Below are 21034 nucleotides of genomic sequence, written 5' to 3'. Positions count from 1 at the left end.
ATGCCGCCGCGCAAGAACTTCCCCCTGCGCATCAGCCCGGAGCTGTACGCCGCGCTGGAACGCTGGGCGGCAGACGACCTGCGCAGCGTGAACGCCCAGATCGAGTACCTCCTGAACCGCGCCACACGCGATGCCGGCCGCCTGAAAGACAAGAAGAAAGAAGACGGGGAATAGAGGATCGAGGTCCCGTCACCCCTCCCTCCCCCCGGTCCCCCCGCGCGTGTCAAGGCGTTCATCCACCCTTGAGACTCGCGGGGGGCGCTATGCTGCCAACTGCCATGTACGTCGTCGTCGAAGGGCCCATCGGGGTCGGAAAAACAAGCCTCGCCCGGCGGCTCGCCGCGCGCCACAACGCCGAACTGAACCTGGAGATCGTCGAGGAGAACCCATTCCTGGCGAAGTTCTACGAGCAGCCCGACGCGTACTCCTTCCAGGTGCAGGCGTTCTTCCTGCTGTCGCGCTTCAAGCAGCTCTCGGCGCTGTGGCAGCCGGGTCTGTACCGCGACTCGGTCGTCAGCGACTACCTGTTCGACAAGGACTTCATCTTCGCGTCCATGAACCTGCGCGACGCGGAGTTCGCGCTGTACGAGGACCTGTACTCGCACCTGTCCCCGCGCCTGCCCACCCCGGACCTCGTGGTGTACCTGCGGGCCGACACCGACGAACTGCTGCGCCGCATCGCGCTGCGCGGCCGCCCCTTCGAGCAGGACATGCAGGCCGAGTACCTCGCCAACCTCACGGGGCGGTACGACGAGTACTTCCGCACGTACGAGCACCCGCACCTGATCATCGACGCCGCCGGGATCGACTTCGTGAACAATCCCGAGCACGAGCAGCAGATCCTGGCGCAGGTCGATCACGCCGTGCGCGCCGGACAGGCCGCGGACTGATGTACCTCGCGATCTCCGGGAACATCGGCAGCGGCAAGAGCACCCTGACCCGCATGCTCGCCGGGCGCTACGGCCTGCGCCCCGTGTACGAACCCTACGCGGACAACCCGTACCTGGAGGACTTCTACGGCGACATGCGCCGCTACTCCTTCCACTCGCAGGTGTACTTCCTGTCGCGGCGGCTGGAGCAGCACCTGAACCTCGTAACCGGCGCGCGCTACGTCATCCAGGACCGCACGGTGTTCGAGGACGCCAACATCTTCGCGCGGAACCTCTACGAGAGCGGGCAGATGGAGGAGCGCGACTGGGCCACGTACCGCAGCCTGTACGAGGGCGTGCTGCCCGCCCTGCGCGTCCCGGACCTGCTGATCCACATTGACGCCAGTCTCCCCACCCTGAAGCGGCGCATCGCGCAGCGCGGCCGCGCCTACGAGCAGGACATTCCCGAGGCGTACCTGGGCGGCCTGAACCGCCTGTACGACAGCTGGGTGTCGGGCTTCGACGCGTGCCCGGTCGTGCGCGTCCCCGGCGACCAGCTGGACTTCGTGGCGGACCCGCAGGCCTTCGAGTGGGTGTGCCAGCGCGTGCAGGCCAACGGGTACGGCCTGCCCCTGCTGCGCTGAAGCGCGCCCAGCTGCGTGCACGGTCAGATGAGGCAGCGAGCGGCCCGGCTCACCGCTAGCCTGCCCGCATGCCCCTTCCCCTGCGTTCCCTCGTCACCCTGACCCTCCTGAGCCTGCCCGCCCTGAACGGCGCCCACGCGCAGACGACACCCGACCCGCTGATGGGCTGCCCCGACTGGATGACCCTGAACCCCAGCGAGCTGCGCGCCGCGCGCGTCACCGTGAACCGCGCCGTGTTCACCGACGCCAGCGGCAGGCCCGGCCGGGCGTCCGTGGCCAAGGACGACCTGCTGCTCCAGGGACCCGCCCTGAACGGCCGACGCTGCAGCTACCCCGTGAAGGACGGCGTGCCCACCAGGGTGGGCGGGCACCTGAACACCATGCTGGCGCAGAACCTGCCCACCAGTCCCGCCCTGAGTGGCCGGTGGGCCGCGCCGCGCGCCGAGCTCAGCCTGACCCGCACCGCCAGCGCCTGGAAGGTCACCGGGAACGCCACGGTCCCCACGCCGGGCGGCAGCGTGAGCAGCGGCCAGATCGCCGGTACGCTGACCCGTCAGGGCGGCCCGTGGCAGTACCGTCAGGACGGCTGCGAGGTGAACCTGTGGCCGGTCGGGCCATGGCTGGTAGCGGCGGACAACGGCGCATGCGGCGGCCTGAACGTGACCTTCGGCGGCCTGTACACCCGCCGGCGCTGAGGGTCACACGCGGGGGGCCGCTATGATCCCGGCATGCGCCTTGCCGAGCTGGCCGACCACCTGCACGCCCACCTGACGCCCGTGGGGCCGGACCTGAACCCGGAGGTGACGGGCGTCACGCACAACGCCGACTGGGTCCAGCCGGGTTCGGCGTTCGTGGCGATCCGTGGGGCACGTTTCGACGGGCACAGCTTCATCGACCGGGTGGCGCAGGCGGGCGCGGTGGCCGTGATCGGCGAGGGCCTCCCGGACGGCGTGACCAGCCCCCTGCCGTACCTGCGCGTCCCGAGCGCCCGCGCCGCGCTGGCAGACGCCGCCGCCGGACTCGCCGGGCATCCCAGCCGTCAGCTGCGGATCGTGGGCGTGACCGGCACCGACGGCAAGACCACGACCAGCTGGCTGGCCCGGCACCTGCTGCGCGCCGCCGGGCTGCGCACCGGCCTGCTGAGCACCGTCGGGTACGAACTGCCGGACGGCGCGCTGCGGCACTTCCCGGCACACTTCACGACGCCGGAGGCCCCGCAGGTGCAGGCCACCCTGGCCGACATGGTCGCGGCGGGCGCGGACGCGGCGGTGCTGGAGGCCAGCAGTCACGCCCTCGCGCTGGAGCGCGTGCGGAGCGTCGCGTGGGACGTGGCCGTCTGGACGCACCTGAGCAGCGAACACCTGGACTTCCACGGGACGCTGGAAAACTACTTCGCGGACAAACGCCGACTGGTCGAGGCCGCGCCGTTCGCCGTGCTGAACGTGGACGACCCCTGGACCGCGCAGCTGCGCGGCGTCGCCCCCGCCGAGACCACGTACTCCGCCGAGGGCCAGCACGCCGACTGGCGCGCCACCGACATCGAGGAACGCAGCACCGGCCTGCACTTCCACGTCCTCAGCCCGCTGGGCGAGTTCGACGCGCACCTCCCCATGATCGGACGCTTCAACGTCGCCAATGCCCTGGCCGCCCTGGCCGCCGCCGCGCACCTCGGCGCGGGCTGGGAGGCGCTGGTGGCGGGCCTCGCGTCGTTCCGGGGCGTGCCGGGCCGCATGGAACTCGTGCCCGATGCGCGCGGGCGGCGCGTGATCGTGGACTTCGCGCACACGCCCCCCAGCCTCGAAAAAGCCCTGGGCACCCTGCGGACCACCACCACCGGCCGCCTGATCGTCGTGCTCGGCTCGGCCGGCGGCCCGCGCGACCCTGGCAAGCGCGCCCCGCTGGGCGAGGTCGCCACCCGACTCGCGGACCACGCGATCTTCACCGAGGAGGACTGCCGCGACACCCCGCTTGCTGACATCCTGCGCGAGATGGAACGCGGCGCGCAGGAGGCCGGGCGCACCAACTTCCAGGCCATTCCCGACCGCCGCGACGCGATCCGCGCCGCCATGACGCTGGCGCAGCCCGGCGACACGGTCCTGCTGGCCGGGAAGGGTCCCGAGGACACGCTGGAACGCGCCCACGAGACCATCCCCTGGAACGAGACGCAGGAGGCGCTGGACGCCCTGCACCTGAGCTGACCGGGCGTGCAGCGGCGTGGTATCACGGCAGCATGCGCCCACATCTGCTCCTGCTGACCGCGGCCCTGCTGGGCAGCGCGCTGGCCGCCCCCACGCCGTACACGCTGCCCGTGAACCTGCCCAGATCACCGCTGGTGACCGGCAGCGCTGACCTGGGCCTGGACCCGCTGAACGCCGCACAGAGATCGGCGCTGTCCCGGAGCGGCTTCGTGATCACGCCCGCCCAGTGGCGGCAGTTCGACGCCGCGTACGAGAACACCCGCTACGCGAACCAGCCGGTGTTCGTCACGTCCGACGCGACGCTGCACGTGTACCACCTGATCTTCGACAAGCTGCTGCGCGACCTGGAACGCGAATCCCTGGCGCCCGCCGCGCGCCGCCTCACCACGCTGCTCGTGGCCGACTCGCGGCGGCAGCTGGCCGCCCTGAAAGGCACGCCGCTGGAGGCGGACGCGCGGCTGACGCTGGCATACCTGGCGGTCGCGCAGAAACTCGCGGACCCGGCCGTGACCCCGCCCGCCGAGGTCGCCGCCCTGGTGGCAGCGGAACTGCAGCTGATCGGCGCGCATCAGGGCATCGCGCCCTCGGCCATCTTCAGCGGCACGCAGATGCGGGAGGACTACTCGCAGTACATCCCGCGTGGGCACTACACGAAGAGCGAGGCGCTGAAACGCTACTTCCGCACGATGATGTGGCTGGGCCGCATGAACCTGCGCGTGGACAAGGCCAGCGAGACGCGCGTGGCCGGACTGCTGACGTCGCTGATGGGCGCGAACGCCGAGGCGCAGAAACTCTGGGCGCGCGTGTACGACCCGACCGCGCTGCTCGTGGGCCGCAGCGACGACCTGAACTACCGGCAGTACGCGCAGGCCCTGAAAGCGGCGGCCGGCGGGCAGGTGCGCCGACTGGCGGACCCGGCCGTCCTGGCCGCCTTCCAGGCCGAGTTGCGGAAACTGCCGCCCCCGCAGGTGAACAGCGCCGTGGTCGTCGCCAAACCCGGCGAGGGCCGCGAGGTGCGCGACGCGCAGACGCTGGGCTTCCGGCTGATGGGGCAGCGCTTCACGCTGGACGGCGCGGCCTTCCAGCGCCTCGTGTACCGCGAGGTCGGCACGGACGACCAGCCGCGCCTGCTGCCGCGCGGACTGGACCTGCTGGCCGTGCTGGGCAGCGACGCCGCGCTGAACGAACTGCGCCGCAGCGGGCAGGCGAAGTACGCGAACTACGAGGCGAACATGGCGAAACTCCGCGCGAACTTCGCCGCGCTGAAACCCACCGACTGGACCGCGAACGTGTATTCCGGCTGGCTGTACGCCCTGCAGGCCCTCGCGAAACCCGACCCGCGCGACGCGCGGTACCCGGCGTTCATGCGCACGCCCGCCTGGACGCGCAAGGAGATGCTGACCGCGCTGGGCTCGTGGACGGAACTGCGGCACGACACGATCCTGTACGCCAAGCAGACCATGGCCGAGATGGGCGCTGGGGAACCCCCGGAAACACCGCGCGGGTACGTGGAACCCAACCCGGCCCTCTGGGCGCGCCTCCAGACTCTGGAGGCCCTGACGCGGCGCGTGCTGAAAGACCAGGGGATACTCTCGGAACGCACCGCCTCCAACCTCGACTCGCTGCGGGGCATGCTGGCCTTCCTGAACACCGCGACCGCCAAGCAACTGGCGGGCACCCCGCTGACCCGCGACGAGTACGACCGCATCCACTACTTCGGCGGGTGGCTGGAGGAGATGAAGATGGCCAGCGCCGACCCCGAGGACGGCGAGAACGCCAGCGAGTTCGATGAGGACGCCATAGCCGCCGTCGTCGCGGACGTCGCCACCGGCGGGGACGAGGTGCTGGAGGAAGGCACCGGCTTCATCCACGAGCTGTACGCCGTCGTGCCCGACGGTCGCGGCGGGCTGCAGGTCGCGCGGGGCGGCGTGTACTCGCAGTACGAGTTCACGGTGCCCGCCTCGGGCCGCCTGACCGACGAGGCGTGGCGCGCGCAGCTCCGGCAGGGCAGGGTGCCGCCCACGCACCCCTGGCTGGACGGCGTGCTCGTGAAGTGAAGCGTTTTCACTGCGCCCTGCTGGCGGGGCTGCTGCTCACGTCGGGCGGGCGGGAGGCCCCCGCGTCAGGCGTGGTCACGCTGGCGCTGGGCGGTGACCTGAGCCTCGCGCGCGGCGTGGCGCAGGCGAATGCCGCCGACTGGCCCGCCACGCTGAGATCCGTCGCGCCGCTGCTGCGCGCCGATCTGGCCACCGCGAACCTGGAATCCCCCCTGACCGACGCACCCCGCGTCACGTCGGGCCTCGACCTGCGCGCTCCACCCCGCGCCGCCGCCGCGCTGTGGCCCCTCACGCACCTGGGCGTGGTGAACAACCACAGCCGGGACGCCGGGCCGCCCGGGCAGGAGCAGTCGCAGGGCACGCTGCGCCGCGCCGGGCAGACCCCCGTCACCGCTGTCCCGACCATCCGCGTGGTGCGGGGGCAGCGGATCGCGTTCCTGGCCTGGCTGGACGACGGCGCGGCCCCCCTCCCCCTAGCGACCGTGCGGGCGGCGGCGCGGCAGGCGGACGCCGTGATCGTCCTGGCCCACTGGGGCGAGGAGTACGGCCTGACCACCACCCGGCAGCGCACCCAGGCCCGCGCGCTGGTGGCCGCCGGGGCGACCGTGATCGCCGGGAGCGGCCCGCACGTCCTCCAGGGACACGAGGTGCTGCCCGGCCCGCGCGGGCCCGCGCTGGTGCTGTACAGCCTGGGGAACCTGCTGTTCGACCAGCCGTTCCCGTCCGCGCAGGTGGGCGCGGTGGTGCGCGTGCCGCTGCCGGACGTGACGCGCGCCTGCGCCGCCCCCACCCGCACCCGCGCGGGCCGCGTGACGCCCGCCAGCGGTCCCCAGCGGACACAGGCCCTGACGCGCCTGGGACTCCCCGCCTGCCCGGAGGCCCGGTGAGGCGCGCCTCCCTGCTCCTCCCTCTGCTGCTGGGCGGCGCGCTCGCGGGCGGCGGCAGTCTGCCGTGGCGCAGCCTCACCCCGGCGGGCGACTGGCAGGGCGGCGCGGCCGTGCAGCCCGCGCCGCCCTGCCCGGCCCTGACCCTCCCCACGGACTGGGAGGTGCGAACCGGCGTCCTGGCCGACGTGACCGGCGACGGCACCCCCGAATGCGTGCTGGCCGTGTGGCGACCCTGGCGGGACTGGCGCACCGCCCGCTGGGCCGCGCGCCCCACGCCCATCCAGGGAAACCGCGACGCGCGCGGCCTCAGCAGCCACGTGGCCGTGCTGCGGCCCCTGGGTGGCGGCCGGTACCGGGAGGTCTGGGTGGGCAGCGCGCTGTTCCAGCCGGTCGCGGCGCTGACCGTGCTGCCCGACGGGACGCTCGCCACGCTGGAAACCACCTACAGCGCGCCCGGCGCGCCCGCCCGCGCGCTGAGCCTGTGGCACTGGACGGGGTTCGGCTTCCGTCTGGACCGCCGCGCCCCCACCCTCGCCCGCGAGGTGCACCCCGACACGCAGGGGCGCCCCGCGGTGCGGTGACCCGCCCGGGGCGGCATGATGGGGCATGCGCCGCCTGCTGCCGCTGCTCGCCGCCCTGCACCTGACCACCGCACTGGCCGGTCAGGTGCCTGTGCCCACGCCCACGGGCGGCATCCCCGCCGGGGCGACCGTCGCGCGGCACGAGGGACCTGCCGTGACCGTGCAGATCATCGCCCCCGCCCGCCAGGGCTGGCTGACCGGGCTGCGCGTCACCGCCGGGGGCACCACCCGCACGTTCCCCGCATGGCGCACGATCAGCAACCCCACCTTCTGGCCCGGCCTGAGCGTCACGGACCTGACCGGCGACGCCCGACCCGAGGTCCTCGTGACCCTGATGACTGACGAGGGGACCGGCGTGGCCGGTCACGCCGCCCGTCCCCTACCTGCGGCAGCAGGTGCGCCTGGGCACCCACAGCCTGACCCTGAGCGGCCGCAGCGTGAAACTCCCCCCGCTGCCCGGCGTCCCCCCCGGCGAGGCGACCCGCGTCGGCGATCAGGTCCACTGGACCGTGCAGGGCGGCCAGTTGACCGCGCTGGTCGAGGTGCAACGCGCCTGGGCGTTCACGGGCCGCCTCGTCCTGACGTACCGCGCGCAGAACGGGCGGCTGATCCCCGACCGGGTCCGCTTCGACCCCACGCCACTGGACGAGCTGCCGGAGTAGGCACTGGCCTACGCCGCCCATCCGCCACCATGCGGATGCCCGCTGCCCCACCCACGCGGCACACTCACCCAGACCCGATTCAGGGAAAGGAGGCGACCATGCCCGCAGGTACACCCAGCACAGCCCCATCCGGTACAGCCACACCCAGTACGCCCGACGCCCCGGACGGCGATCCCGGCGACCGGACACCCACCACCCGAGGCCCCACCACCGGAAGCGCCGTCGCCTCCGCGCCCACCTGAAAGAGAGAAACCCATGAACGGCAAACACCTCGTGAAACTCGGCCTGGAAAAGAAAGCCATCGCCCTCGCCCAGACCGCCGCCACCCAGCGCGAAACCGCCGGACTGACCCGCGACGACATCCTGAACGAACTGCGCGCCGTGCAGCAGAACCCCGCCGCGTACGCCGCGGGCGGCGTGTACGCTCCGCTCGCCGCCGAGCTCCTTGCGCAGCAGGCCACCGTCGACGCCCGCAAGGGCAGCGAACTGCGCGCCCAGCCCCTCCCCTACCCCACCTGGGGTGCGGACCTGATCGACCCCGGCGCGCACCGCCAGATGGACGTCGCCATGCGCCTCCCCATCAGCCGCGCCGGAGCCCTCATGCCCGACGCGCACGTCGGTTACGGCCTCCCCATCGGCGGGGTCCTCGCCACCGAGAACGCCGTCATTCCCTACGGCGTCGGCGTGGACATCGGCTGCTCCATGATGCTCTCCATCCTCCCCATCCAGCCGGATGCACTGCGCACCGACGAGGCCACCACCCTCCTGCTGAAGCACACCCGCTTCGGCGCGGGCGTCGCCTTCGAGAAACGCGACCGCCAGGACCACGAGGTCCTCCACGAAAGCACCTGGCAGGACCAGCCCATCCTGCGCCACCTGTTCGACAAGGCCGCCACGCAGATCGGCACCAGCGGCAGCGGCAACCACTTCGTCGAATTCGGCACCCTCACCCTCCCCACCGCCGACCTCGGCCTCGACCCCGGCGAGTACCTCGCGGTCCTCTCCCACAGCGGCAGCCGCGGCTTCGGCGCGCAGGTCGCCGGGCACTTCACCGCCCTCGCCGAACGCCACCACCCAACCCTCGCCCCCGAAGCGAAAAAACTCGCTTGGCTCCCCCTCGACCACGAAGACGGACAGGCGTACTGGCAGGCCATGAACCTCGCCGGACGCTACGCCCTCGCCAACCACCACCTCATCCACACCCGCCTCGCCCGCGCCCTGAACGTCACGCCCCTCGCGCAGGTCAGCAACAGCCACAACCTCGCCTGGAAACAGACCGTCAACGGCCAGGACCTCATCGTCCACCGCAAAGGCGCCACCCCCGCCACCCAAGGCCAACTCGGCCTCATCCCCGGCAGCATGGCCGACCCCGGCTACGTCATCCGCGGCCTCGGCCACGACGCCGCCCTGCACAGCGCCAGCCACGGCGCAGGCCGCCAACTCGGCCGCAAAGCCGCCGCCAACACCCTCAACAAAAAAGACGTCCAGGCGTACCTCACCCAGCGCGGCGTCACCCTCATCGGCGGCGGCATCGACGAAGCCCCACAAGCCTACAAACGCATCCAGGACGTCATCGCCCGCCAGACCGACCTCGTGAACGTCATCGCCAGCTTCCAGCCACGCGTGGTCCGCATGGACACCGGGAGTGAGGACATCTGAGCTGACCGCTGCTCACGGTGTGCAGGTCGCGTTGGATGGGTTGCGCCTGGCGGCGGGCTGCCCCACCCCCCAGCCCCCTACCCCAGAGGGGCAGGGGGGGCTTACGTTGCACTGGGCAAGAGTTTTCCCTGATGCGGCGTGTTTGTGGTGGGCGGTGTCGGGTCCGGCTTCGACGCCATCCTGCCGCCCCCCGCAAGGCCCGCGCGCTGCGCGCACGACGGCCGGTGGTGGTCTGCGGTGGCTGGCAGGGCAACACGAAGCGATCCGTTGATCGACTTTCAAAAGACCGCTTTGGCAGAAGCCCAAAAAGTAGAACCTTCCGAGTCACGGCAAGGTGTGGAGCTACCCCATCGTCGTGGCAGACGAGCCCGTCGTGCGCGCAGCGCGCGGGGCGCCCGCAGCGAACCCGGAGGTCTGCAACCCCATCAGTGGCCGAACCCGCCCCATACCCACTGATCACCTCAGAGAAATACCTGCCCAGTGCAACGTAAGCTCCCCCAGCCCCCTACCCCAGGGGGGCAGGGGGCTGGGGGGTGGGGACGCCCGCCGCCAGGCGCAACCCTTCCAACGGCTCCCCAGAGGCATCAGCCCCGAACGGTCGCCAGCAGTGATTCCAGCCCCCCGTCGTACCCGTCGACGCGTCCCCATTCGGGCAGGAAGGCTTGTGTGCGGGTGACGTCGTTGGGCACGACGACGACGTGGAGTCCGGCGGCAGCGGCGGCGGTGGCGCCGTTGAGGCTGTCTTCGACGGCGAGGCATTCGTGAGGCTTGAGGCCGAGTTGGTGGGTGGCGAGGGTGTAGAGCTCGGGGTCGGGTTTGACGCGGGTGACGTCGTCGCGGGTGGCAAGCGTTTCGAAGTGGTCGTACAGACCATGCTGGTGGAGCCAGCGGGCGACCCAGGCGCGGTCGCTGCTGGTGGCGAGGGCGAGGCGGAGTCCGGCGGGTCGGATGGCGTCGAGGACGTGTCGGACGCCGGGGCGGAGGTCGCTGTTCTGGATGGTGTGGTGGATATCGGCGCGGAGTTGTTCGTGGGTGGCGTGTCGGTCCTGTTGGATGTGGTCGGGGAGGCCGAGCCAGGGGTCGAAGGCGTCCCAGGTGCCGATGCCACGTTGCCAGTCGTGGAGGTGGAGTTCGCGGTCGTGTTGGCGGTAGAGGGCCTGCCAGTGGGTGAATTCGGGGGTTTCGGTGTCGAGGATGGTGCCGTCGAAGTCGAAGATCACGGCTTTGATGGTCATGCGCCGAGTGTAGGGGTGGTGGGTCAGGGCGTGTGCGTGAAGTGGGCTTCACTTTGGGTGGACGCCTGCCCTGCGTGACGCCCTGTAGGCTCGGGGGTATGGCTGAGTGGGTTCAGAATTTGATGGACAGCATGGGGTACCTGGGGATCCTGCTGTTGATGGTGCTGGAGAACGTGTTTCCGCCGATTCCGAGTGAGTTGATCATGCCGTCGGCGGGGTTCGCGGCGTCGCGTGGGGATCTGAATCTGGTGCTGGTGATTCTGATGGGGACGCTGGGGAGTGTGATCGGGACGTTGCCGCTGTATTACGTGGGGCGGGCGTTCGGTGAGGACCGTCTGGTGGCGTGGGCAGATAAGCACGGGAAGTGGTTGACGCTGAGCGGCAAGGACATCAAGAAGGCCGACGACTGGTTTGACCGGCATGGGTCGAAGGCGGTGCTGTTCGGGCGGATGGTGCCGGGGATCCGGTCGCTGCTGAGTCTGCCGGCGGGGATGAGTGAGATGCCGATGCCGAAGTTCCTGCTGTTCAGCGCGATCGGGTCGGCGTTGTGGGCGTCGGTGCTGGCGGGGGCGGGGTTCCTGCTGGGTGAGCATTACGACCGGGTTGAGGAGTACGTGGGTCCGGCGAGCAAGATCATTCTGGGGGTGCTGGTGGTGGCGGCGGCAGCGTGGTTCCTGCGCCGCAAGCGCGAGCAGGAGCACGCCGAGGCTTGATCACGGGCAGCGGAAAGAGGGGCGACCGCATGTGCAGGTCGCCCCTCTTTATGTCTCCCCGTTCAGTGTTCGAGGCGGATGTGCGGCAGGCGCTTGTCGAGCCACGCGGGCAGCCACCAGTTCCACTTTCCGGCCAGTTTGAGGAAGGCGGGGACGAGGACGAGGCGGACGAGGGTGGCGTCGAGGGCGACGGCGATGGCGAGGCCCAGGCCGATGCTTTTGCTGGCGACGACGCGTCCGAAGATGAAGGCGGAAAAGACGATGAACATGATGATGGCCGCGCTGGTGATGATGCGGGCGGTGTGGCCGACGGCGAGGACGACGGCTTCGTCGTTGGGGTGTCCGGCGAGGTATTCCTCCTGCACGCGGGACAGCAGGAAGATCTCGTAGTCCATGCTGAGGCCGAACATCACGGCGAACAGGAGCACCGGCAGGCTGGCGTCGAGCACGCCGACGTCGCCGGGAATGCCGAGGGGCGCGGCCAGGACGCCTTCCTGCACGATCAGGGTGACGAGGCCGATGGCGGCGCCGACGGTCAGGGCGTTCATGAGGATGCTCTTGAGGGGGATCAGGAGGCTGCGGAACGCGACCATCAGCAGCAGGAACGTGCCCGCAAACACGGCCAGGACGACGGTGGGCAGGGAGTCGGTGATGGCGCGGCTGAATTCCTCGCCGCCGACCGGGGCGCCGCCGAGCAAGTAGGCGTAGCCGCTGGCCTCAATGGTGCCCCGGATCTGCCGCTCGAAGGCGGGAATCTCGCGGGCCGGGAGGGTCCGGTCGGGGATGACGGTGACGCGCAGCAGGGTGCGGTCGCGGCTGAACGAGCGGGTGGTCAGGGCGCTGAGCGCGGCGAGCTGGTCGGTGCTGCTGGCACTCGTGCCCGCCAGGTCGCTGGGGGTCAGGAAGGGGCTGAGGACGCCCTTCACGCCGGGCAGGGCGCGCAGGTCCGTCACGAGCGCCTGGAACTTCGCGCGGTCCTGCGGGGTGTAGCGCTGGCCTTTCAGGTCGAGGATCACCTCGAACTGGCTGAGGAGGCCGCCGGCACCGAGCGCCTCGACATCTTTCAGGGTGTCGCGGCTTTCCACGCCGGGCGTGAGGCCCCACGCGCCGGCGTACCCGGTGCGGATGTTCAGGGCGGGCGAGGCGAGCAGCAGCAGGAAGGCGGTGCTGCTCAGCACGGCGAGCCAGGGGCGGGCGGTGACGCGCCGCGCGAAGGTGGTCCACCCGCCGGACGCGGCGCCGCTCTGCGCCCAGTTCAGGCGGGTGAAGCGCGGGTGGTTCACGCGGTCGCCCAGCAGCGCCAGCAGGGCTGGGAGGGCGGTGAGGCTGGCGAGGACGGTCAGCAGCACGGCCAGCACCCCGCCGATGCCGATGGACCGCACGAACGCGATCGGGGGGAGGATCAGGCCTGCCATGGCGATGGCGACGGTCAAGCCACTGAAGGTGACGCTGCGCCCGGCGGTGTGGACGGTGCGTTCGGCGGCGAGGCGCGGGTCGGGCGTGCGGTTCAGTTCCTCGCGGAAGCGGTTGACCATCAGCAGGGCGTAGTCGATCCCGGCGCCCAGGCCGAGCATGGTGATGACGCTCTGCGCGAAGGTGCTGACGTCCATGACGTGCGTCAGGCCGTACAGGGCGGCCATGGCGACGCTGATGCTGAGCATCCCGACGGCCAATGGGAGGCCGGTGGCGACGAGCGCGCCGAACACGACGAGCAGCAGCGCGCCGATCAGGGGCAGGGCGACGAGTTCGCTGCGTTTGGTGTCGCTCTCGGCGAAGTGGGTGAAGTCGTCGGCAATGGCCTGCCCGCCGGTGACGCGGATGTCCAGCGCGGCGCTCTCGGCGCGGTCGGTGTAGGCACGCACGCGGCGCAGGGTGTCGCTCGCGCCGTCGAGCAGTGGGATCTGCGCGAGGGTCAGGGCCAGGGTGCCGTCCGCCGAGCGGGTGCGGTAGGGGCCGCCGCCCTGCGCGGGGGTGACGCGGGTGACGCCGGGCACGTCTTCCAGGCCGTCCAGGAAGCGCTGGTAGGTGGCGTCGCCCTCGCGGGTGCCCAGGGGTGGGGTGCTGCGGGTGACGAGGACGACGGTGTTCGTGTCGCGTTCCCCGAAGCGGTCGCGCAGGAGGTCGGTGACGCGGGTGGCTTCGGACCCGGTCAGGCCTCCGGCGGGGTCGGCGGTCAGGGCGGCGGGGGCGCGGGCAGCGAAGGGGAGGCTGAGGGCGGCGGCGAGCAGCCACGCGAGCAGCACCGCCCAGGGGTGCCGGGAGACGAGTCGGCCGAGGGTGCGCATGAGCCCGAGTAGAGCACGGGTGGGCCGGGCAGACCGGGGGGCATGCGACGAAGCGCATTCAGTATCAGCTGATGCCATCTTGCACCATCTATTGACACTAAGCATCAGATAGCGCAAGATAACCTCACCTGAGAGGAGGTGCCGGAATGAACGAAGTAACGACCCCCACGGACGAGGTCCTGACCCTGGAGGAACTGGCCGCCTATCTGAAGGTGAGCGAAACCACCGCGTACACCCTGGTGCGCAGCGGTGAGATCCCGGGCCGCAAGGTCGGCCGGGAGTGGCGTTTCCTGAAAGCCCGCGTGACCCACTGGCTGATGCAGGCCGGGGAGGAAGACATGGAGAAGACCGGATTCGTGCAGCGCGATGAACTGGGCGGGGAATTCAAGCAGGAAGGCGGCCAGGAGTACGTGGCCCTCTGGCTCCCCATCACCCGCGAGGAGAAGGCCGCCCAGATCGAGAAGGCCACCCGCGACGGCGTGAACGTCAGCGAACTCGTCGCCGACTACCTCCGCAGCTGGGTCAAGGCGTAAGGGCAGGGAGTGGGCTGTGGGATTCGATCTTCTCCCACACCCCACAGCCCACAACCCATTCAGAACAGTTCGTCGTGCAGGCGGTAGTAAGCGAGTTTCGTGTCGTCCACGAGGGCGCGGCCGTACAGATCGAGGAACATCCCGGCGTAGCGTTCGCCCAGCTCACTGCGGACGCTGCGGTGGGCCAGCGCCAGGTCGGCGTGCCGGTCGGCGATGCCGAGGCGGCCCACGTCGATCAGGCCTTCCACGTACTCGCCGTTCAGGATGATGTTGTCCAACGTGGCGTCGCCGTGCGCGACCACGAGGTCGTCCCGGGCGGGGCGGGTGCGGGCCAGTTCGTTGAAGACGTGCACGGCGCTGCGTCCGGCGTGGTCGTCGTCGAAGTCGCTGCCGTCGATCAGTCCGGCCTGCACGCGTTCGCGGGCCAGGGGCAGGGTGACGTCCAGCGTCTGCCGGAACGGGCAGTCACGGATGGGCAGGGCATGTAGTTCCCGCAGCGCACGCGCCAGGAGGTTCACGACCCGTTCGGGGTGCAGCCGGGCGTCGGGGTGGCTCATGGGAATGCCAGTCAGGCGGGTCATGGCCAGGAAGTCCCGGTCTCCCTCGGTCTCGAAGGCCACGACCTGCGGGGCGGGGATGCGCCCGGCCAGCCAGCGGAGCCGCTCGCGTTCCTGCTGCAGGGTGCTCGCGGCGTGCGGGGTGCGGGGCTGCACCTTCAGCACGTAGCGGGTGGATGTCCAGACCTGCGCGCCGCTCTGGCCGCCGCTCACGCGTTCCCAGCGGGCGGCGGGCAGCACGCGTTTCAGGGATTCAGGGAGAGTGGGGCGGTCAGGCGCGGCAGTCACGCCGGGCAGTCTGGCAGCGCGGCGGACGTTCAGGCAAGCGTGAAGCCCGGCCCGCACGGCCCGCGCCGGGGGAACGCCATGATGGAGGGCGTGACCCGCTCCTCCCCCGCCCCGCGCTCCCCGAATCCCGAACCGTCCAAACGCGAGTGGTTCAGCGAGATCATCGGCCGCACGCGGTTCGTGGTGCTGATCGCGGTGATCGCCGTGCTCCTCGTGTCGTTCAGCCTGTTCCTGCAGGGCACGCTGCTGGCGCTGCACACCATCTACGATTCCTGGCGGGACACGTTCACGCAGGGCATCGCCAGTCAGGAGGGCAACATCGCCGTGGAGTTCCTGGAGATCGTGAGCACCATGCTCAAGGCGGTGGTGTTCTACCTGATCGGGGTGGGCCTGTACTCGCTGTTCATCACGCCGCTGAACCTGACGTCCGCGCTGGGTGTCGAGAGTCTCGCGGACCTGGAGCAGAAGGTCGTGTCGGTGATCATCGTGATTCTAGGCGTGACGTTCCTGGAGCATTTCGTGCGCTGGGAGAAACCGCTGGACACCCTGTACTTCGCGGGCGCGCTGGCGCTGGCGGGGGGCGCACTGGTGTTCTTCCAGCGGGTGCACCGGGGCAGCGGCTCGGACCTGGGGCAGCCGCAGTCGAAGGTGCGCGCCCGGCAGGAACTGTTCGAGAACCACACCGAGCAGCGCCACATCGACGATCACGAGGTCGAGGTCGCCGAGCAGGCCACGCAGGCCAAGCAGGAGGGCAAGGTGGACGCGCAGGAGGGGAGCGGCTGAGCGCAGCCTTCCCGGCGGGCGGACACCTGACCCCGCCGCGCACGCGTACACTGTTCAGAATGAGGGTTGGTCTGCTTGAAACTCACGCCGCGCGCCTGCCGGGCTACTGGTCGGCGTTCCTGAAGGAACTGGGCTCCGAGCCGGTTCTTCCCGCCCTGGACGACGCGGAGGCGCTGGCGCTGGGCCGCGAGAGCCTCCCGAACGAACCGCTGAGCGTGCAGCTGACGCTGGGGCGCATCCTGTCGATGGGCCGCCTGGACGCCGTGCTGCTCCCGCAGTGGCCCGCCGTGAGCGGCGACGCGTGGAGCGAGGCGCTGCCGGACCTGCTCGCGCGGCGCATCAGCGGCCTGCCCACCCTGATCAGCGTGCCCGACGGCCCCGATGGCCTGGAAGGCGCGGCGACTGAACTGGGCCTGCGCGTGTCGCAGAACGCCGGTCGGGTGCGGCTGGCGCTGGAGAAGGTGCGCCCCATGGCGCAGGATCCGCGCGCCTCGCAGCCGGCCCTGACCCGCGCGAGCCGCGTGACGGTCGCCGTGATCGGCCCGCGCGCCCTGCTGAGCGAACCGCTGGTGCAGGGGCCGCTGCGCGCGGCGCTGGATGACCTGGGCCTGCACGCCGTGTTCAGTCACGAGCTGCCGGTCGCGGACGTCCTGAAACGCGCCGAGCGCCTGGAGCAGCCCCGCGCGACCCCCGGGGACCGCGAGCTGTTCGGCGCGGTATCCATGCTGGGTGGCAAGGGCGCCGTGAAGGGCTTCCTCTTCGTGAGCGGCGCGCGGGACGGTTCGACCGCGACCGCACTGGGTCGCCTCGCGGAGCGGCAGCACAAGCCGACGCTGCTGCTCAGCGCGGACGGACAGACGGACTTCCCGGAACTCGCGGCGTTCCGGGACCGCGTGACGCTGGGCGGCGCGGCCCGCTCCGCCACAGCCGGGCCGACTGAGGCCGAACCGACCGGGGAGAGCGGCGCGTGAACCTCTGGCGCTGGCTGACCACCCCGGACCCCGCGCCGGGCTTCACGGCGGGCAAGATGCTGAAACTCACGGCGCGGGTCATGCTGTTCGCGCTGGTCGCCACGCTCCTGAGTGGGCTGCTGCAACTGACGCCGCTGAAGGACACCCTGAACACCTGGTGGGGCAGCCTGCTGTTCGTGCTGTTGCTGTACATTCCCGCCGCGCGCTTCCTGACGATGGACACCTTCGCGCCCCGGCGCGCCCCGGCCGCGGCCGTGCCCGGCAAGGCCGCGCAGGGCAGCAGCGCGCAGCGCCGCAAGGAACGCAACCGCTACGCCGGTGTTCGCAAGGGCGCACCCAAGTACGGGGGCCGCCGATAGAGTCCGGGCTCGCCCGCACGCGCAAGGCCCGTCCGGCGCGCGAGTGGGCGAGCGAACGGCTGTTCCGACCGGCCGCCCAGACCTTGGTGCCGCCCCTGGCGCGGCGGAACGTCAACCCGCAGCACGTGGTGCTGCTCCACACCGCCCTGGGCCTGTACGCCGCGCTGCTCATCCGGCGCGGCGAACGCCTGCGACCCGCGCTGCTCCTGCAGGTCAAGACGCTGCTGGACGGTCTGGACGGACAGCTGGCCCGCGCGACCGGGCAGACCACCGAGACCGGCCGGTACCTGGACACCGAGGGGGACCTGCTGGTGAATCTCGCGCTGAACGTGGCGGTCCTCGGGAACGCCGGGGTGCCGGTCACGCTGCTGCAGAGCCTGATCCTGACCGTGGATTTCGTGTGGGAACGCGAGTACCGCGCCGCGCGGGGCGAGGTGTTCCGCGAGGACGCCGCACAGGGCGGGGACCACCCGGGGGTGCTGCGGGCCCTGAAGGCCGTCTACGGCGCGTACTTCATCCCGCAGGAGTGGGCGCTGGACGCCCTGTTCCAGGCCCGCCTGCGCCGCGTGACGCGCCCGCACCCCCCCACCCCGCAGGAGCGGCAGGCCTACACGCCGCTGCCCGTGACTGCCCTGAGCGCGAACCTGGGCCTGAGCTCGCAGTTCCTGCTGCTGGGCGCGTGCGTCCTCGCGGGGCGCCCGCACTGGTACGCGCGCAGCCTGGGCGTTCAGGTGCTGGCACTGCTGGGCGCGCAGGTGTGGCGCGAGGCTCAGGTCCGCGCGGTCGTCACGGCAGGGGCGGGTCAGCCCTCTTCCAGCGGGTAGGTGCGCGCCGCACGGGCGGCCAGGGCGATCAGGTGCACGTAGAAGGCCCCCACGAGCGTGAACACCAGCCAGCCGGGAAAGTTCCCGATGTCCGCCAGGGAGAACGCCGCCGGGAATTCCAGCACCCACCCCTTGGGCTGCGCGAGGTCCAGTTTCGCGAACCACGCGGCCAGCACCGCGGCGTAGATCCACAGGTAGTTGCGGTTCAGGCGCCAGCCCAGCGCGTCCGCGCGGCTCATGGGGCTGCGCGGCTTGCCCAGTTCAGCCAGGAGCAGCTGGTGCCAGCCGGGGTCCACGCGGTCGCCCAGCATCGCCGGGTAGAAGAAACGCTCCATGATCCGCACGCGGTGGTGGGCGATCTCGTACGTGCGGAACCGCCGCGCTTCCAGGCGCAGGAAGAAGTAGTTCATGAACATCGCGAACAGGAACGTCGCGTGGCTGTTGTTCACGTCCCCCAGCGCGAAGGACGACAGACCCGCCGTGGTCACCACCGACCAGTTCGTGGTCATGTCCAGCCGCTGCCGGTACGCGGTCATCTTGCCGACCTCGGCGCGGTACAGGTGAATCAGGGCGTTGGCAGTGTTCGTGCTGTAACTGACGTCGGTGAGCCCGGACGCCGCCTGCGCGCCCGGCCCCAGACCTGTTCCTGGCATCACGCCCTGCATTGTTACACGGGTCGACCCGGCAGACACCTCCGGTCTGAACGGTCTGAGCGCACAGGTTCTGTCTCACCCACCCGCACCCCCCCCGGGAGGGTGTGTCCCCAATGAAATACGCTTCACAAACGACCACCTGAACATCAGCCTATGGTTTCCAGACCGTTTTCCAACGCCCCACTCACCGTGACCGGCCCCGCGCCTGCTCACGCCGGAGGTTGCATGAACCGTACCCGTCTGTTTGGCCTGCTGACCCTCTCCGTCCTCCTGGCCGCCTGCGGTCAGACGTCCCCCCAGGTCGCGGTCGCGCCCGACGCCGCCCAGGCCAGCACGCCCGCCTACGTGGACGGCGAACTGCTCGTCCAGCTCAAGGGCGGCCTCAGCAGCCAGGCCCTGACCAGCCTCAGTGCGCTGGGCGTGCAGAGCGTCGAGACCCTGGCCACCGTGAACGGCGCCGCGCTGCTGCGCGCCCAGATCACCGACGGGCAGAGCGTGACGGCCAAGGCGCAGCAACTGCAGGCCAGCGGCCTCGTGCGCTTCGCGGAACCCAACTGGACCTACCAGACCCAGGCCGCACCGACCGACAATTACTTCGCGGACGGCACCCTGTGGGGCATGAAAGGCAACTTCGGCTCGGGCGCCGAGACCGCCTGGGCCGCCGGGAAGACCGGCAGTGACAGCGTGTACGTGGGCATCATCGACGAGGGCTACCAGTTCGACCACCCCGACCTGAAGAACAACGCCTGGCTGAACCCCTACGACCCGGCCGACGGGCGCGACAACGACGGCAACGGCTACGTGGACGACACGCGCGGCTGGGACTTCGCGAACAACGACAACAGCGTCTACGACGGCGGTACGCGCGGCAGCCTGGACTCGCACGGCACGCACGTCGCCGGAACGATCGGCGGCACCGCGAACGACGGCGGCGTGGTCGGCGTGAACCACAACGTGACGTTCATCAGCGGCAAGTTCCTGGGCCGCCGCGGCGGGAACACCGCCGACGCGATCAAGGCCGTGGACTACTTCACGGACCTCAAGACGCGCCACGGGCTGAACATCGTCGCCACGAACAACAGCTGGGGCGGCGGCGGTTACAGCCAGGCCATGTACGAGGCCGTCGTGCGCGCCGCCAAGGCGAACATCCTGTTCGTCGCGGCCGCCGGCAACAGCGGCACCGACAACGACGTGACCGCCAGCTACCCCAGCAACTACGACACGACCGCCGGCGCCGGGTATGACGCCGTGATCGCCGTGGCCGCCATCGACAAGGCCGGCGCGCTGGCTTCCTTCAGCCAGTACGGGAAGACCAGCGTGGACATCGGCGCGCCCGGCGTGGCGATCATGAGCAGCGTGCCGTACAACAAGTACAGCAGCTACAACGGCACCAGCATGGCCACCCCGCACGTCACGGGCGGCGTCGCCCTGTACGCCAGCCTCAACCCGAACGCCACCGCCGCGCAGATCCGCGCCGCGATCCTGAGCAGCGCCACGCCCACCCCCAGCCTCAGCGGCAAGACCGTCACCGGTGGCCGCCTGAACGTCAGCGGCTTCTAACCTCTTCCAGATCAGCGCTGCCCCCGGTGAACGGGGGCGGCGCCCTTCTCATTGCAGGAACGGGTTCGTCTGCGCTTCCGTGGCGACCGTCGTGCGCGGCCCGTGACCTGGGTACACCACCGTGTCGCCCGGCAGGGTCAGCAGCTGCTCGCGGATGCCCGCCAGGAGCTGCTGGTGGTTCCCGCCCGGCAGGTCCGTGCGGCCGATCCCACCCCGGAACAGCGTGTCCCCCGCCACCACGAGGCCCGGCGCAGTGAACACCACGTGACCCGGCGCGTGCCCCGGCAGGAACCGCGCCGTGAGGGTCAGGTCGCCCGCCGTGAACGCCTGCCCCGGCGTGATCTCATGGTCGGGATCGGCGGGCTGGACGAACGGGAGGTTCCAGCGGGCCGCACTCTGCGCGCCTGCCCGGTACAGCGGCAGGTCCGCCGGGTGCAGCCACACCGGCACCTGCAGCGCCTCGCGCAGCGGCTGCACCGCCCCGATGTGATCGAAGTGCGCGTGCGTGAGCAGGATGCCCCGCACCGTCACGCCCGACCCGCGCACCAGCGTCAGCAGGCGGTCCGCGTCGTCGCCCGGGTCGATCAGGAACCCCTCCTGCTGAGCCCCGGCGATCAGGACCGCGTTCTCCTGAATGGGACCGGTCGGCACCGACCAGAGGCGCAGCGCGCCATGCGTGAAAGGAGCACTCATGCCCGGCAGTCTACGCCGGGGGA

The 21034-nt window shown here is 70.9% G+C and carries 23 protein-coding genes; 17 read left to right on the top strand and 6 right to left on the bottom strand.

What is annotated here, in order from left to right; translation table 11 throughout:
* The 8 genes from IEY69_RS12535 (at position 1) to IEY69_RS12500 (ending at position 7236) form a co-directional block, all read left to right on the top strand.
* Positions 1-174 carry a type II toxin-antitoxin system antitoxin gene (locus tag IEY69_RS12535; protein ID WP_189073489.1) on the top strand — a complete coding sequence of 58 codons (174 nt, stop codon included), beginning with the start codon at positions 1-3 and terminating at the stop codon, positions 172-174.
* A gap of 104 nt (positions 175-278) precedes the next feature.
* Positions 279-890 (top strand): deoxynucleoside kinase, encoded by a 612-nt coding sequence (locus IEY69_RS12530; RefSeq protein WP_189073569.1) that lies wholly within the window; start codon positions 279-281, stop codon positions 888-890.
* Positions 890-1513, top strand: a complete 624-nt coding sequence (locus IEY69_RS12525) for a deoxynucleoside kinase (RefSeq protein WP_189073488.1) — start codon at positions 890-892, stop codon at positions 1511-1513. Before IEY69_RS12530 ends, IEY69_RS12525 begins: the two co-directional genes overlap by 1 nt.
* 68 nt (positions 1514-1581) lie before the next feature.
* The gene (locus tag IEY69_RS12520; RefSeq protein ID WP_189073487.1) at positions 1582-2208 is read left to right on the top strand and encodes a hypothetical protein; all 627 of its coding nucleotides are present in this window, start codon (positions 1582-1584) and stop codon (positions 2206-2208) included.
* 33 nt (positions 2209-2241) lie between these two features.
* Positions 2242-3711: a UDP-N-acetylmuramoyl-L-alanyl-D-glutamate--2,6-diaminopimelate ligase gene (locus tag IEY69_RS12515; protein ID WP_189073486.1), complete on the top strand. Its 1470-nt coding sequence runs from the start codon at positions 2242-2244 to the stop codon at positions 3709-3711.
* Positions 3712-3743: 32 nt separating this feature from the next.
* The gene (locus IEY69_RS12510) at positions 3744-5768 is read left to right on the top strand and encodes a DUF3160 domain-containing protein (RefSeq protein ID WP_189073485.1); all 2025 of its coding nucleotides are present in this window, start codon (positions 3744-3746) and stop codon (positions 5766-5768) included.
* Entirely contained in the window at positions 5765-6655 is an 891-nt protein-coding gene (locus tag IEY69_RS12505; RefSeq protein WP_189073484.1) for a CapA family protein, read from the top strand. Before IEY69_RS12510 ends, IEY69_RS12505 begins: the two co-directional genes overlap by 4 nt.
* Complete coding sequence (locus IEY69_RS12500) at positions 6652-7236, top strand: hypothetical protein (protein WP_229783925.1); 585 nt, start codon at positions 6652-6654, stop codon at positions 7234-7236. Before IEY69_RS12505 ends, IEY69_RS12500 begins: the two co-directional genes overlap by 4 nt.
* 81 nt (positions 7237-7317) lie before the next feature.
* On the opposite strand, the gene IEY69_RS12495 is transcribed toward IEY69_RS12500, so the two are convergent.
* Entirely contained in the window at positions 7318-7497 is a 180-nt protein-coding gene (locus IEY69_RS12495) for a hypothetical protein (protein WP_189073483.1), read from the bottom strand.
* A 134-nt stretch (positions 7498-7631) separates the two neighbouring features.
* Between IEY69_RS12495 and IEY69_RS12490 the strand changes: the two genes are divergently transcribed.
* Positions 7632-7898, top strand: coding sequence for a hypothetical protein (locus tag IEY69_RS12490; protein WP_189073482.1), 267 nt, complete (start codon positions 7632-7634; stop codon positions 7896-7898).
* Between the two features lie 255 nt (positions 7899-8153).
* Positions 8154-9557 (top strand): RtcB family protein, encoded by a 1404-nt coding sequence (locus IEY69_RS12485; RefSeq protein ID WP_189073481.1) that lies wholly within the window; start codon positions 8154-8156, stop codon positions 9555-9557.
* A gap of 584 nt (positions 9558-10141) precedes the next feature.
* Here the strand turns inward: IEY69_RS12485 and IEY69_RS12480 are convergent.
* A complete protein-coding gene (locus IEY69_RS12480; protein WP_189073480.1) occupies positions 10142-10792 on the bottom strand; it encodes an HAD-IA family hydrolase in 651 nt (216 codons plus the stop codon).
* A 98-nt stretch (positions 10793-10890) separates the two neighbouring features.
* Between IEY69_RS12480 and IEY69_RS12475 the strand changes: the two genes are divergently transcribed.
* Positions 10891-11505, top strand: a complete 615-nt coding sequence (locus IEY69_RS12475) for a DedA family protein (protein WP_189073479.1) — start codon at positions 10891-10893, stop codon at positions 11503-11505.
* A 62-nt stretch (positions 11506-11567) separates the two neighbouring features.
* On the opposite strand, the gene IEY69_RS12470 is transcribed toward IEY69_RS12475, so the two are convergent.
* Complete coding sequence (locus IEY69_RS12470; RefSeq protein WP_189073478.1) at positions 11568-13790, bottom strand: MMPL family transporter; 2223 nt, start codon at positions 13788-13790, stop codon at positions 11568-11570.
* 146 nt (positions 13791-13936) lie between these two features.
* Here IEY69_RS12470 and IEY69_RS12465 point away from each other — a divergent pair, with 146 nt between their 5' ends.
* On the top strand, positions 13937-14323 hold the full coding sequence (locus tag IEY69_RS12465; protein ID WP_189073477.1) for a helix-turn-helix domain-containing protein: 387 nt from the start codon (positions 13937-13939) through the stop codon (positions 14321-14323).
* A 59-nt stretch (positions 14324-14382) separates the two neighbouring features.
* Here IEY69_RS12465 and IEY69_RS12460 read toward each other — a convergent pair whose 3' ends face one another.
* Complete coding sequence (locus IEY69_RS12460; protein WP_189073476.1) at positions 14383-15168, bottom strand: APH(3') family aminoglycoside O-phosphotransferase; 786 nt, start codon at positions 15166-15168, stop codon at positions 14383-14385.
* A gap of 81 nt (positions 15169-15249) precedes the next feature.
* Between IEY69_RS12460 and IEY69_RS12455 the strand changes: the two genes are divergently transcribed.
* The 4 genes from IEY69_RS12455 (at position 15250) to IEY69_RS12440 (ending at position 18105) form a co-directional block, all read left to right on the top strand.
* Positions 15250-15951, top strand: a complete 702-nt coding sequence (locus IEY69_RS12455) for a YqhA family protein (RefSeq protein WP_189073567.1) — start codon at positions 15250-15252, stop codon at positions 15949-15951.
* Between the two features lie 59 nt (positions 15952-16010).
* A complete protein-coding gene (locus IEY69_RS12450) occupies positions 16011-16922 on the top strand; it encodes a hypothetical protein (protein ID WP_189073475.1) in 912 nt (303 codons plus the stop codon).
* Positions 16919-17281 carry a hypothetical protein gene (locus IEY69_RS12445; RefSeq protein ID WP_189073474.1) on the top strand — a complete coding sequence of 121 codons (363 nt, stop codon included), beginning with the start codon at positions 16919-16921 and terminating at the stop codon, positions 17279-17281. The genes IEY69_RS12450 and IEY69_RS12445 overlap by 4 nt, the downstream gene beginning before the upstream one ends.
* 86 nt (positions 17282-17367) lie before the next feature.
* Positions 17368-18105, top strand: a complete 738-nt coding sequence (locus tag IEY69_RS12440; protein WP_229783920.1) for a CDP-alcohol phosphatidyltransferase family protein — start codon at positions 17368-17370, stop codon at positions 18103-18105.
* On the opposite strand, the gene IEY69_RS12435 is transcribed toward IEY69_RS12440, so the two are convergent.
* On the bottom strand, positions 18084-18758 hold the full coding sequence (locus IEY69_RS12435) for a DUF2270 domain-containing protein (protein ID WP_189073565.1): 675 nt from the start codon (positions 18756-18758) through the stop codon (positions 18084-18086). The two genes, IEY69_RS12440 and IEY69_RS12435, sit on opposite strands and share 22 nt — an antisense overlap.
* A 225-nt stretch (positions 18759-18983) precedes the next feature.
* Here IEY69_RS12435 and IEY69_RS12430 point away from each other — a divergent pair, with 225 nt between their 5' ends.
* Positions 18984-20318: a S8 family peptidase gene (locus IEY69_RS12430; RefSeq protein ID WP_189073473.1), complete on the top strand. Its 1335-nt coding sequence runs from the start codon at positions 18984-18986 to the stop codon at positions 20316-20318.
* Between the two features lie 48 nt (positions 20319-20366).
* On the opposite strand, the gene IEY69_RS12425 is transcribed toward IEY69_RS12430, so the two are convergent.
* Entirely contained in the window at positions 20367-21011 is a 645-nt protein-coding gene (locus tag IEY69_RS12425; RefSeq protein ID WP_189073472.1) for an MBL fold metallo-hydrolase, read from the bottom strand.
* Positions 21012-21034: the final 23 nt, after the last annotated feature.

Origin of the sequence: Deinococcus sedimenti, from assembly GCF_014648135.1 — a bacterium.
In the GTDB taxonomy this organism is placed as follows: domain Bacteria; phylum Deinococcota; class Deinococci; order Deinococcales; family Deinococcaceae; genus Deinococcus; species Deinococcus sedimenti.
This window is presented reverse-complemented; position numbering and strand designations above follow the sequence as displayed.

Bases quoted from the DNA above. Each gene is read 5' to 3' on its own strand.
- IEY69_RS12535 (WP_189073489.1), top strand. From the start codon at position 1: ATGCCGCCGCGCAAGAACTTCCCCCTGCGCATCAGCCCGGAGCTGTAC.
- IEY69_RS12530 (WP_189073569.1), top strand. From the start codon at position 279: ATGTACGTCGTCGTCGAAGGGCCCATCGGGGTCGGAAAAACAAGCCTC.
- IEY69_RS12525 (WP_189073488.1), top strand. From the start codon at position 890: ATGTACCTCGCGATCTCCGGGAACATCGGCAGCGGCAAGAGCACCCTG.
- IEY69_RS12520 (WP_189073487.1), top strand. From the start codon at position 1,582: ATGCCCCTTCCCCTGCGTTCCCTCGTCACCCTGACCCTCCTGAGCCTG.
- IEY69_RS12515 (WP_189073486.1), top strand. From the start codon at position 2,242: ATGCGCCTTGCCGAGCTGGCCGACCACCTGCACGCCCACCTGACGCCC.
- IEY69_RS12510 (WP_189073485.1), top strand. From the start codon at position 3,744: ATGCGCCCACATCTGCTCCTGCTGACCGCGGCCCTGCTGGGCAGCGCG.
- IEY69_RS12485 (WP_189073481.1), top strand. From the start codon at position 8,154: ATGAACGGCAAACACCTCGTGAAACTCGGCCTGGAAAAGAAAGCCATC.
- IEY69_RS12480 (WP_189073480.1), bottom strand. From the start codon at position 10,792: ATGACCATCAAAGCCGTGATCTTCGACTTCGACGGCACCATCCTCGAC.
- IEY69_RS12475 (WP_189073479.1), top strand. From the start codon at position 10,891: ATGGCTGAGTGGGTTCAGAATTTGATGGACAGCATGGGGTACCTGGGG.
- IEY69_RS12470 (WP_189073478.1), bottom strand. From the start codon at position 13,790: ATGCGCACCCTCGGCCGACTCGTCTCCCGGCACCCCTGGGCGGTGCTG.
- IEY69_RS12465 (WP_189073477.1), top strand. From the start codon at position 13,937: ATGAACGAAGTAACGACCCCCACGGACGAGGTCCTGACCCTGGAGGAA.
- IEY69_RS12455 (WP_189073567.1), top strand. From the start codon at position 15,250: ATGGAGGGCGTGACCCGCTCCTCCCCCGCCCCGCGCTCCCCGAATCCC.
- IEY69_RS12450 (WP_189073475.1), top strand. From the start codon at position 16,011: ATGAGGGTTGGTCTGCTTGAAACTCACGCCGCGCGCCTGCCGGGCTAC.
- IEY69_RS12435 (WP_189073565.1), bottom strand. From the start codon at position 18,758: ATGCCAGGAACAGGTCTGGGGCCGGGCGCGCAGGCGGCGTCCGGGCTC.
- IEY69_RS12430 (WP_189073473.1), top strand. From the start codon at position 18,984: ATGAACCGTACCCGTCTGTTTGGCCTGCTGACCCTCTCCGTCCTCCTG.
- IEY69_RS12425 (WP_189073472.1), bottom strand. From the start codon at position 21,011: ATGAGTGCTCCTTTCACGCATGGCGCGCTGCGCCTCTGGTCGGTGCCG.